The following is an 11,758-nucleotide window of genomic DNA, read 5'->3' as shown; positions in this document are numbered from 1 at the left end:
GGAACCGGCCTGCATACGTATTCAATGGGTTTTGCGGTAGCGGGCGGGGCGTGGAAACGCTTTCGCGGGTGGAGCAGGCAAGGAGCGCGGTGGGTGACAAGGCATCCGGACCACCTTTCTTTCCGACCGTCATTCCCGCCTTCGTGGGAATCGCGGTCTGACATATGACTGAGGGACCGCGCGGCATTGGGCATGTAGGAGCGGCATAAGCCGCGAAGCCACTGCTCCCGCCGTTGCCGGCCTTTCCGCAATTGCAGGTTTTCCGGCGGTTGAACTCTCGTCAGCTTCGCGGCTTATGCCGCTCCTACAGGCTTGCGCTGGTCCTGCAATGACGGGCTGAACGACGACGAAGGCCGGGATTCGCTCCCCGGCCTCCGCGTCGCCCGAAGCGGGCCTTGCCTCAATCCAGCGGCACCAGCCGCACCGCCGCGCCACCGCCGGCACCCAATGGCAGCGTCAATACGTCGCTGCTACGTACTTCGCGGGTTTCGCGGACGAAGGCGAAGGGCTGGGTCTCCCAGTTGGCGCCATCCCCATCGCGATAGATCTCGGCGCGGTAGCGGCGCTTGGGATCAAGGAAGGACAGCGGCGCCTTGACCGTGTGCGGCTGCTCGTCACCGACGCTGCCTACAAACCATTCATCACCACCGCGCGCCTTGCGGGCGAGGGTGACGTACTGGCCGACTTCGCCGTTGAGCACGTGGCTTTCCTCCCAATCCACCGCCACGTCCTTGATGAACTGGAACGCGTCCGGGTGCTGGGCGTAGTGCTCGGGCAGGTCGGCCACCATCTGGATCGGGCTGTACAACACCACGTACAGCGCCAGCTGCTTGGCCAGGGTGCTGCGCAGCGGCAGGCCGTTGCGGCCCTTCAGGCTGACGATGCCGGGTGTGTAGTCCATCGGCCCGCCGAGCATGCGGGTGAACACCAGCGTGGCTTCGTGGCCTGGCGGGTTCGGCGGGTTGCCCCAGGCGTTGAACTCCATGCCGCGGGCCCCTTCACGCGAGACCCAGTTCGGCCAGGTGCGGCGCAATCCAGTGTCCTTGATCGGTTCGTGCGAATTGATTGCGATGTGTTTCGCCGCCGCCTGTTGCAGCACGCGCAGGTTGTGATTGCTCATCCACTGGCCTTCGTGCCACTCGCGCGTCACCGGGCCGTTTACCGTGTCCTGGCGTTGGATGTCACCGGCATCGCAGACGTAGCCCGTCTTGATCACATCCACCCCGTTGCGCGCGTACAGATCCAGCGCGGTCGGCAACTGGCGCTCGTAGTGGCTGACCGCGCAGGCGGTTTCGTGATGGCCGATCAGGTGCACGCCCTTGCCGGCGCCGTAGCGGGCCAGCGCCGGCAGGTCGAAATCAGCGGTGGCGCGGGTGAAGTCGAAGCCCCAGCCGTTGGCGAACCAGTCTCCGTCCCAGCCGGGATTCCAGCCTTCGACCAGCACGCCACGGAAGCCGTTGGCGGCAGCGAAATCGATGTAACGACGGGTGTTGGCGGTGGTGGCACCGTGCTTCGGGCCGGTTGCCCAGGTCTCGGTTTCCAGATGCAGCGACCACCAGACACCGACGTACTTGGCCGGCTTGAACCAGCTCACATCGCCGATGGCATTGGGTTCGTTGAGGTTGAGGATCAGGCTGGATTCGACCAGGTCACCGGCCTTTTCCCCGACCTGGATGGTGCGCCATGGCGTAGTGAACGGCAGCGTGCGCACCACCGGGGCGCCGTTGCCGGACGGGGTGAGCGCAGCGCGCAGCACATCGCCGTCGCCACGGGCCAGGTTCATGCCGGCGTAGTCCACCAGCGCGGCCTCGTGGATGGACAGGTGCAGGCCGTTGTCACTGCGCAACGTCAGCGGCGTCTGCGCGGTGCCGATCTGGTTGAGCGGGGTGCGGTGGTACAGGTATTCCTCGCGGTTCCACTCGAAGGCGGGAATCCACCAGACTGTGGCCGGGCGGGCCGGGGTGAATTCGGTCAGCTCGGCGTTGATCCGTGCCTGCTGCATGGCCGTCTGCTGCGGGAAGTCATAGCGGAAGCCGACGCCGTCGTCGTAGACACGGAACACGACATCGAAGCGGCGGCGGTCCTTGCCCGGGGCTTGGGCTTTCTCGGCGAAGCTGGCGCGCAGTTCGTTGTAGTGGTTGCGGGTGAGGCGACGTTCGCCCCAGGGCTGCTCCCAGGTTTCATCGAAGCTGCGGCGCGACTGGCCGGTCAGGGTGAGGTTGCGTTCCAGCCTGCCGCTGTCCAGCAGGAGGCCCAGCCGGGACGGCGCGATCACCGCTTCGCCCTTGCGTTCCACCCGGTAGGACAGGCGGCCTTCGTGCCCGGATTCAACGGTGACGGTCAACACGTTGCCGGGCGAACTGATGCGCGCAAGATCGGCGGCATGGGCGGCGGGCAGCCCGGCCAGCAGCAGGGCCAGGGCGAGTTGCGTGCGGAACCGGCGGGAAGTGGGGTGTGGCTGGGCCATGTCGGGTATCAACTCCGGGAACAGGTACGGAATGCAGCCATCACTATCTGCGTTGGTGCAGAGCGTCATTGCCGGTTGCAGCACTGAATACGTATGCACCGGCGATGCGGATGCGGCAGCGCGCCTCTACCATGGCCCGGCGCAACCGCGCCCTTACATTGCATCCGTGATTCCCGGAGGGGGGAAGCGCTTGATGAAAAGCAAACCGCAACTGTCGTTCTGGCAGATCTGGAACATGTGCTTTGGCTTTCTGGGCATCCAGTTCGGCTTTGCGCTGCAGAACGCCAATGCAAGCCGCATCTTCGAGACGCTGGGCGCCTCGATGGAGGCCGTGCCCGGTCTGTGGATCGCCGCACCGCTGACCGGCCTGCTGGTGCAGCCGGTGGTCGGTTACCTGTCCGACCGCACCTGGACCCGCTGGGGTCGTCGCCGCCCGTTCTTCATGATCGGTGCGGTGCTGACAACGCTGGCACTGCTGGTGATGCCCAATTCGCCGACGCTGTGGATCGCTGCCGGCACGCTGTGGGTGCTGGATGCCTCGATCAACGTGTCGATGGAGCCGTTCCGTGCCTTCGTCGGTGACCAGCTTTCGCCCCGGCAGCGGCCCAGCGGTTACGCGATGCAGAGTTTCTTCATTGGCGTGGGCGCCATTGTCGCCAGCTTCCTGCCGTACCTGCTGGCCCACTTCGGCGTCGCCAACACCGCCGCGCCGGGGCAGGTGCCGGACACGGTGCGTTACGCCTTCTACTTTGGCGCGGTAGTGCTGCTGGCGGCGATTACCTGGACCGTGGTCAGCACCCGCGAATACTCCCCGGCCGAGCTGGCCAGCTTCGATGACGCCGAGCCTTCGGCGGTACATGCCGCAGCGCCGGTGATCGGACCGCCGCAATGGAGCCGCATCCTCGGCTGGCTGGGCCTGGGTGCGGTGGTCGCCGCGCTGATCGCCTGGCAGCAGGGCGACCGCATGCTGTACGTGCTTGCCGGCCTGTGTGCGGCCTATGGTCTGCTGCTGGGCGTGGCGCGGTTGTTGCCCGGTACGCACATGCTGGCAACCATCGTCGGTGACCTGCGCACCATGCCAACCACCATGCGCCGCCTTGCGTGGGTGCAGTTCTTCTCGTGGTTTGCCCTGTTCGCGATGTGGATCTACACCACCGCCGCCGTGGCCGGCACGCACTTTGGGTCCACCGACCCGCAGTCGGCGGCCTACAACGAAGGCGCGAACTGGGTGGGCGTTCTGTTCGGTGCCTACAACGGCTTTGCCGCGCTTGCCGCGCTGGTGATCCCGCTGATGGTGCGGGCAATGGGCCTGCGCTGGAGCCACCTGGTCAACCTGTGGCTGGGCGGGCTGGGCCTGATCTCGCTGATGTTCATCAGCGACCCGAAATGGCTGCTGCTGTCGATGGTCGGCGTGGGTTTTGCCTGGGCATCGATCCTGTCGCTGCCTTATGCGCTGCTGTCCGACAGCGTGCCGTCCACCAAGATGGGCGTGTACATGGGCATCTTCAATTTCTTCATCGTGATCCCGCAGCTGGTCGCGGCCAGTGCCTTGGGCCTTGCCCTGCGCACCTGGCTGGGTGGCGTGCCGATGCACGTGCTGGTGCTGGGTGGCTGCAGCCTGTTCGTGGCCGGCCTGTGCGTGCTGCGGGTTCCGTCGCAACCGGAGGTGGTGTGATGCGTGTGCGTTTGTGTGTGGCGGTTTCGTTGGCGCTGGTTGCCGGTTCCGCAGTGGCCGCACGGCCGGATTACGTGGGCACCACCGAGCCCTTCGCCAGTGATGCGGTGTACTTCGTGGTCACCGACCGCTTCGTCAACGGCGACACCGGCAACGATCACCGTGACCAGGGCGGCAAGCACCGCACCTTCGACATCCCGGTGCCGTGCCCGGACAAGATCGACGGCAACATCGGCTACCTCGGCGGTGACTTCAAGGGCGTGCTGGACAACGCCGGCTACATCCGCGACCTCGGTTTCGGTGCGGTATGGATCACGCCGATCATCGACAACCCGGATCAAGCCTTCACCGGCAGCAGGCCGATCAACTGCACCAGCACGCTGACCGATCGTGGCAAGACCGGTTACCACGGCTACTGGGGCATCAATTTCTACAAAGTGGACGAGCACCTGCCCAGCGCTGATCTGGATTTCGGCGGGCTGACCCGGGGCCTGCACGATGCCGGGCTGAAAGTGGTGCTGGATATCGTCGGTAACCACGGTTCGCCAGCGTGGACCATGCCGGTCAAGCAGCCGCAGTTCGGGCAGATCTTCGACAAGGACGGCACGCTCATCGCCGACCACCAGAACCTGGCGCCGGACAAGCTCGATCCGAAGCACAACCCGCTGCACGCCTTCTACAACAACATCGGCCCGGTCGATGGCAGCACCGGTTCGATCTTCGACGGCAACCTGGCCGAGTTGTCGGATTTCAACGAACACAATCCAGCGGTGATGGATTACTTGGTCGGCGCCTACCTGCAATGGGCCGGGCAGGGCGTGGACGCGCTGCGCATCGACACCATCGGCTGGCTGCCGCATCCGTGGTGGCATGAATTCGTGCAGCGGATCCGTGCGCAGCATCCGGACATGTTCATGTTTGGCGAAGCCTTCGATTACGACGCCAGCAAGATCGCCGAGCACACCTGGCCGGCCAATGCCAACGTCAGCGTGCTGGATTTCCCGCTGCGCGGTGCGCTGTCCTCGGTGTTCGGCAAGGAGCAGAAGGGCTTTGAAGCCCTGGCCGAACCGCTTTATCTGACCGGTGGCCCGTACGCCAATCCGTACGCGTTGATGAGCTTCTACGACAACCACGACATGGCGCGTCTGGACGCGACCGACGCGGGTTTCATCGACGCGCACAACTGGTTGTTTACCGCGCGCGGCATCCCGGTGTTGTACTACGGCTCGGAAACCGGCTTCATGCGCAGCCGCGCCGAACATGCTGGAAACCGCGCCTATTTCGGCCAGGAACGCATCGCCGCCGCACCGCAGAGCCCGATCTTCGCGCCGTTGCAACGGGTAGCGAAACTGCGCCAGGGCACACCGGCCTTGCAGCGTGGTTTGCAGGTCAACGAACGGTTGCAGGGCAATGAAGCGGTGTTCTATCGCGTGCTGCAGCAGGGCGACACCGCGCAGACCGTGTTGGTGCTGCTCAACAAAGGCGATGCCGCGCAGACGTTTGAGGTGAGTCGTTACCTTCAATCGGGCCAATGGCGCGACGCGCTGGACGGCGGCACGGTGACGGTAAAACGCACGCTCAAGACCGAGGTGCCGGCGCATGGCGTCAAGGTGTTCGTACTGGATGGTGAAGTGAAGCAGGCTGAACTACGGAAGCAGTTGGACACCGCTGTGGCTGACCAGCAGGCGCGCACGCGGCGGTTGGCCCACTGAGATATGAAAGCCCCTCTCCCTTTACGGGAGAGGGGTTGGGGAGAGGGTGCTTTCCTGCTTAGCGCAAAAAAGCGAACCCCTCCCCAACCCTCCCCTTGCCTTCGGCAAAGGGAGGGGGGCGGCCGCATGATCTTTCAGGTCAAGAGAAACACGCTTCTACCCCCTCCCTTGCGCCGAAGGCGGAGGGGAGGGCGGGGGAGGGGTTGGCTGTTGTTTTCGCTTCTTCGCTGCACAACTCGCCCAAAAACCGAACCGCTACAATCAGCACCCCACAGCAGTCCCCCCGCGCCCATGAACGACCTCGCCCCGCAAACCCCCATCGAAACGCTGTTGCAGACCGCGATGGACGGCAAGTTGCCGATCAAGGCTTTCATGCAGGCCTTTGTGGCGTCCGAGGTGGTGCTGTTGACCGGCAGCCTGGTTACCCCCGATGGCAGTGGCTTCGACCCGCTGTTGTTCGACAAGCAGGGCGTGCTGCACGTGGCCGTGTTCACCGACATGGCGCGGGTGGGTTTCAATTCCGAGCAGGCGCCGCACAACATCCGCATGCTGATGTTCGAAGTACTGCGCCGCGTGCCCGGTGGTTATGGCGTGGTGGTCAACCCCGGCACCTCGCTGGGCTTTGAGATATCGCCTTCAGGCGTGCAGGAAATCCTCAAGGACTTCAGCTGACCGGAACTACCGAATTCCGGCGTAGGAGCGGCTTGAGCCGCGAGGCCGGCGTTCCATAGGTTGTAGCGACCCGTAGCAATTGCAGATATCCGGGCAGCTCACACAATCCCGGCTTCGCGGCTCAAGCCGCTCCTACGGAGCATTGCGCCGCGAAGACTCCCGCACCACCAGCTTCACCGGGATGTTGATGCCTTCCACCTGCTCGCGTGCGATCAGGCCAACCAGCTTGTCCACCAGCAATTGACCTGCCTGCTTGGTGTCCTGCTGCACCGTGGTCAGCGACGGCGATACCGATGCGGCCAAGGGAATGTCGTCAAAGCCGGTCACCGCCACATCCTCCGGCACCCGCAGCCCACGTTCGCGCAGTGCCCGCAGCGCACCGATGGCGATCAGGTCACTGGCCGCGCATACCGCATCGAATCGCTCGCCGCGTTCCAGCAGCGCCAGACAGGCGGCATGGCCAGACTCCTCGGTGGTGATGGCGTCGTGCTGCAACGAGACGTCCGTGGTCAGGCCACGCGCATGCAGCGCCGCGACGTGGCCGCGATAGCGCTCCTCGAACTCCGGGTAATGGCTGGAGGCATGGCCGAGGAAGGCAATGCGCCGGCAGCCCTGGTCGAGCAGGTGCGCGGTGATGTCAAACCCGCCCTGGAAGTTGTCGCTGCCCACCGAGACGCCCGGCTGGCCCGGCAATGCCGCGCCCCAACGGACGAAATGCGTGCCCTGTTCAACCAGCCGCTGCAGCCGCTCCACCGACTCGTGGTAGTCGCCATAGCCCAGCAGGATGATGCCGTCGGCCTTGTTGCTGTCCTCGAAATCGGCGTGCCAGTCGCTGGACAGCTGCTGGAAGGACACCAGCAGGTCGTGCCCATGCAGCGCGCAGGCGCGGGTGATCGAGCCCAGCATCGAGTGGAAGAACGGGTTGATCAGCGAGTCGTCCGGGGTCGGGTCCTCGAAGAACAGCAGGGCCAGGGTGCCTGATTGCTGGCAGCGCAGGCTGGAGGCGTTCTTGTCCACCTTGTAGTTCAGCTGCCGGGCGATCTCCAGGATGCGCTTGCGGGTCTCGGCGTTGACCATCGGGCTGCCGCGCAGGGCACGCGACACCGTCGGCTGCGAAACGCCGGCCATGTGCGCGATATCCAGGGACGTGGCTTTGCCTTTGATGGTCATCATGAACGGGCTGGCGGATAGCTGCGGCATGATGCCATGGGCGGTCCCGGCCGGGGCGGCGCCGGCCCGGGCCGGCCGGCCTCGATCCGTCCGGCTTGGCCCCAGACGCGGCCAAGCCCTTGTCGCACAAGGCTCGCAACGATTGCCCGATATCTGTTGACGGGGGCGATATAATCTCTTGGCTATTGCCCGCATCCGGCGGGTGGACCCCAACGGAAGAGTAGGAACCCTATGGCCCGCGGCATCAATAAAGTCATCCTGGTCGGCAACCTCGGCAACGACCCGGACACCAAGTACACCCAGGCCGGCATGGCGATCACCCGCATCAGCCTTGCCACCACCAGCGTCCGCAAGGACAAGGACGGCAACCAGCAGGAGCGCACCGAATGGCACCGCGTGGTGTTCTTCGGCAAGCTCGGCGAGATTGCTGGTGAATACCTGCGCAAGGGCAGCTCGGTCTATGTCGAAGGCGAACTGCGCTACGACAAGTACACCGGCCAGGACGGCGTGGAGAAGTACACCACCGATATCGTCGCCAACGAGATGCAGATGCTGGGCGGTCGTGGTGAAGGCGGCGGTGGTGGCGGTGGCGGCAATTTCGGCGGTGATCGTCCGCAGCGCCAGTCGGCTCCGCGTCAGCAGGGCGGCGGCCAGGGTGGTCAGGGCGGCTACGGCAACCAGGACCAGGGCGGCGGCTACGGCGGCGGCCAACAGCGCCAGCAGCGCCCGGCACCGGCCCAGCAGCAGTCGGCTCCGCCGATGGACGATTTCGCTGACGACGATATTCCGTTCTAGAACACTATGTAGTCTCGGTTGTACATTTACTAAGATGGCAGGGAACTCCGGTTTCCTGTCATTTTTTTTTGCCAGGATTTACTGATAGATTTCTATGTAAGCCATCTTGTTCATAAAGGAACCGGCTGTGCAGTTGACTGGCGCAACAGCACCACGTTTCCGAATCGTCAACGTGACCTTGCCGGCAGCACCCCAGCAAGAGCACGAGCTTGTGCCCATACTGCTGGATGATCGAACCGGGCTACCTGCACGCTTGGCCTTGCGATGGGTGATGCGTTCGCGCCGGAATGCGGTCAGTGAAAAGACGTTGGCAGATGACCTGCGTGCAGCGGCCCTTCTCTACTCGTTCTGTGAGGACAGATTGGATGCCTCCCTGGACGAGCTTTTCGCTGACGGACACCGATTGACGGCAAATGACCTTGACCGGCTGATCGAGTACTTGAGAACAGGACAAGGAGGGGGGCGCGGTACGCGAGCACTCACCACGATCGGACAATCCGTGCCCAACATCGAACGCTTTTTGCGGTGGCTCGCAAAGCCGATGGATCGAGGGGGAACCGGGTTTGTGCCACCGTCGGAACTCACCCTCTACTACGAACAGCTCCGGCTGACATTCTCGGACCTACGTGCCTTTAGGTCGCGTGGAAAGCGGATCGAGCCTTTCACTGCAGGCGAGGACGCTGCCCTATGTGAGCTGATTGGCCCGATCAAGCGCGAGGACGGGCGTTACGAAACGCCGTTGCGCTTCCCCGATCATAATCCTTGGCACCCGAAAACACGCTTAAGAAACTGGATTGGGTTTCTGCTTGCTCGATACTCAGGGCTTCGGCGTGGTGAAGTCGGGAAGCTTCGTACCGATGACATCCGCAATGTGGAGGGACCGTGCATCGCGGTGGTTCGGCGATCACAAGATGCATTGGATACGCGTACCAGTAGCAACCGTCCGAAAGTAAAAACAGTTGAGCGTGAGCTCCCCATCTCTAATGTGTTGGCGCTGGCTCTTCGCCAGTACAGCCATACCCTGCTCCGTGATGGTGGCCGGCGTGGAGCGCGAACTCCATATCTGCTGGTGACTGAGAAAGGTACACCTATCTCCGGTTCGAGCCTGGACGCCATCTGGAAGGCCGTCAATAGAAAGCTCTCGCGAGGAATGAGCTGGCATGTACTGCGACACACCTGGGCAGAAGAAGTTGCAGACGATCTGCTGGAACAGTACCAGGGGACTGCGGATGCCTCCGAGATCGTGCTGGGAATAATTCGCGAGATGGGCGGTTGGGCGCCTACTTCGAACACGCCTTTCATCTATATCAAAAACACGCTTAAGAAGCGTGGTAATGCCTACTTGCGAAAGCGCAACGCAAGGTTTGATAAGGAGCTGGGGAATGAATAAGGCTCGTGATAGTGGGGCTGCAGGGCAGTTGAGTGACCTGCCCGCACTGCCCGCGACTGTGTTGACTAAGGATCGACAGGAGCTGGGTACGGGAGGTGATGTTTGGTGGTTGCGTGCCAACAACGACGGCGGAGGAGTAGTTGAGGTTGACTATCGACCACTTTGGGGGGCGTGTAGCGATCGATTCATTTCAATCGTCAAGTTGTTCATTGTTAAGAAGGCGGCCACTTCGGCTGCATGGAGTCTCAGAAACATTGTCCAAGCGGTTGTTAGAGCTGTTAGATACTGGCGTGCGGGATTGAAAAATACCCATATCGATTGGTCGGAGCTGACAGTGGCGGACTTCCAAGCGATCCTTTCGCATGGTCTGGATTCACCCAAGCGCTGCGGTTCATACCTGTTTGATACGGGCGATGCCTTGCAGCGGCAACGATTGATTGACCTTCAACGTAGGAACGAAAGAGCATTGGAAGATGCTGTGGCTGCTCAGGCGGCAGGAACTGGATTGCTCGTCACTGAGTGGGTGAAAGAGTTTGAAGCAACGAACGAGGGGTTGCGCATCATCCTGGCGACAGAGCCAAGTAGCGATTCTGCGATCGTGGCGCCGTTCGAGGGAAACCTTTCCAAATATCAGTCCTTGGATTGACCATGGCTAGGCCATCGATAGAAGCCAGAGTGACCGAGAAAGTTGCCAAGTACGTCGAGGATTCTGCGCTGCTCCCCTATGGGAAATTGCCTCTGTCGACGCTGGCGGTTGCGAAGGCGATTGGCCATGATCGCCGGGTCCTAAAGAAGTATGGACTGGATATTGTCATCGCCGCTGCTGAGAAGAAGGCTGGGCGAGATGCAAAGCTCGGTCGGGACACCAAACGGAGATCTCTCGAGGAACGTGTCGACGCAGCAAAGCTGGAAGCGGATAAGCTGGGAGAACAGGTGAACTCCCTTCTGGCGCAGCTCGCGTTGATGGAAGCCAACGCTAAACGAATCGGTATTGATCCTGAGGAACTCTATAGGCCATTGACGCCTCCGGACCGGCGAGTAGCCAATATCTTCGGGAGCAAGAAGAGCTCTTCTCGTGGTCATCGCTAGAGGGTTAAGTTTTGGGGGTGGGAAACCCGCTTATCTGCCAATGCCAGTGAAGCCAGTCCTTAGCCATCCCGCGCCCGCTCGTCATCCGATTAGGAATGCGATGTCCGCCTTCAGTATGGCGTAGACCAACGGCAGTGCCTGCTGTCTGGCGGGGTGCAATGAATGAACAGCCAGATGACCACATCTAGTGATCTGGCGAGCCCAGCCTTTCTGACAAACATCTGATCAATGTGGCTTGGACTTCAGCGCTAGAAAGCGTCCCCTGCGCATGAACAAGATGGTGACATAGCTCCGATGGCCATCCGCGATCATCGTCGTCCAGTGCAATCCAGTCATCTGTTAAGACGACGCTATGATGATCCAGCCAGAGTTGGATGCTGCGGTAGCGTGACATTGATTCATCGCGATACCGGGGAAGTTGCTCGGGCAGCCAGATGGAGCCAATGATGCGGCTTGCTATGCCTTGAGGGAGGAGTTTTGCGATTTCCGAGATCGGGCGTGTGTACGCCCACCAACTGGCGATCACGATGTCGATACGGCCGGAGTAGGGTTCGATGATTGAAGCAAGGATGGGGGCTTCGACAAACCACGGGCCCGAGTAGGGGACTGCGACCTGCCGGTCGCCCCGCTGGTGAAGCGTCCAGTTGGGATGGAGAGTGCCGTCAAAGTCCAAGAATAGAATCAAGTCTCACCCCTGTAGCGGGCCGTCCGGTCTGCGTCCCATCTTCCAACGACGAGTCCGGACCTACGACGAGCGACCGCCATCCATCTCTTGTTGGTCCGGCACG

10 protein-coding genes are annotated in these 11,758 nt (G+C 62.4%); 7 read left to right on the top strand and 3 right to left on the bottom strand.

Annotation, left to right across the window (positions count from 1 at the left end; genetic code table 11):
- Positions 1 to 400: 400 nt before the first annotated feature.
- Positions 401 to 2,536 (bottom strand): glycoside hydrolase family 97 protein, encoded by a 2,136-nt coding sequence (locus LR961_RS13210; protein ID WP_232150050.1) that lies wholly within the window; start codon positions 2,534 to 2,536, stop codon positions 401 to 403.
- 124 nt (positions 2,537 to 2,660) lie between these two features.
- On the opposite strand from LR961_RS13210, the gene LR961_RS13205 reads away from it, so the two are divergent.
- The 3 genes from LR961_RS13205 to LR961_RS13195 all read left to right on the top strand — a co-directional run bounded on the left by LR961_RS13205 (position 2,661) and on the right by LR961_RS13195 (position 6,526).
- Positions 2,661 to 4,142, top strand: coding sequence for an MFS transporter (locus LR961_RS13205; protein ID WP_232150048.1), 1,482 nt, complete (start codon positions 2,661 to 2,663; stop codon positions 4,140 to 4,142).
- Entirely contained in the window at positions 4,142 to 5,854 is a 1,713-nt protein-coding gene (locus LR961_RS13200) for an alpha-amylase family glycosyl hydrolase (RefSeq protein WP_232150046.1), read from the top strand. The genes LR961_RS13205 and LR961_RS13200 overlap by 1 nt, the downstream gene beginning before the upstream one ends.
- A gap of 291 nt (positions 5,855 to 6,145) precedes the next feature.
- Positions 6,146 to 6,526 (top strand): SseB family protein, encoded by a 381-nt coding sequence (locus LR961_RS13195; protein WP_232150044.1) that lies wholly within the window; start codon positions 6,146 to 6,148, stop codon positions 6,524 to 6,526.
- 132 nt (positions 6,527 to 6,658) lie between these two features.
- Here the strand turns inward: LR961_RS13195 and LR961_RS13190 are convergent, their stop codons facing one another.
- Positions 6,659 to 7,696, bottom strand: coding sequence for a LacI family DNA-binding transcriptional regulator (locus LR961_RS13190; RefSeq protein WP_232151151.1), 1,038 nt, complete (start codon positions 7,694 to 7,696; stop codon positions 6,659 to 6,661).
- A 231-nt stretch (positions 7,697 to 7,927) separates the two neighbouring features.
- Between LR961_RS13190 and LR961_RS13185 the strand changes: the two genes are divergently transcribed.
- The 4 genes from LR961_RS13185 to LR961_RS13170 all read left to right on the top strand — a co-directional run bounded on the left by LR961_RS13185 (position 7,928) and on the right by LR961_RS13170 (position 10,970).
- Entirely contained in the window at positions 7,928 to 8,491 is a 564-nt protein-coding gene (locus LR961_RS13185; protein ID WP_232150041.1) for a single-stranded DNA-binding protein, read from the top strand.
- 127 nt (positions 8,492 to 8,618) lie between these two features.
- Positions 8,619 to 9,881: a site-specific integrase gene (locus tag LR961_RS13180; RefSeq protein ID WP_232150039.1), complete on the top strand. Its 1,263-nt coding sequence runs from the start codon at positions 8,619 to 8,621 to the stop codon at positions 9,879 to 9,881.
- Positions 9,874 to 10,527, top strand: coding sequence for a hypothetical protein (locus tag LR961_RS13175; protein ID WP_232150037.1), 654 nt, complete (start codon positions 9,874 to 9,876; stop codon positions 10,525 to 10,527). The genes LR961_RS13180 and LR961_RS13175 overlap by 8 nt, the downstream gene beginning before the upstream one ends.
- Before the next feature lie 29 nt (positions 10,528 to 10,556).
- On the top strand, positions 10,557 to 10,970 hold the full coding sequence (locus LR961_RS13170) for a hypothetical protein (protein WP_232150034.1): 414 nt from the start codon (positions 10,557 to 10,559) through the stop codon (positions 10,968 to 10,970).
- 184 nt (positions 10,971 to 11,154) lie between these two features.
- Here LR961_RS13170 and LR961_RS13165 read toward each other — a convergent pair whose 3' ends face one another.
- Positions 11,155 to 11,643: an HAD domain-containing protein gene (locus tag LR961_RS13165; RefSeq protein ID WP_232150032.1), complete on the bottom strand. Its 489-nt coding sequence runs from the start codon at positions 11,641 to 11,643 to the stop codon at positions 11,155 to 11,157.
- Positions 11,644 to 11,758: the final 115 nt, after the last annotated feature.

Source organism: Stenotrophomonas sp. SY1 (genome assembly GCF_021202945.1).
In the GTDB taxonomy this organism is placed as follows: domain Bacteria; phylum Pseudomonadota; class Gammaproteobacteria; order Xanthomonadales; family Xanthomonadaceae; genus Stenotrophomonas.
Note: the sequence above shows the minus strand (reverse complement) of the source record. Positions and strands in the feature narration are given on the sequence as shown.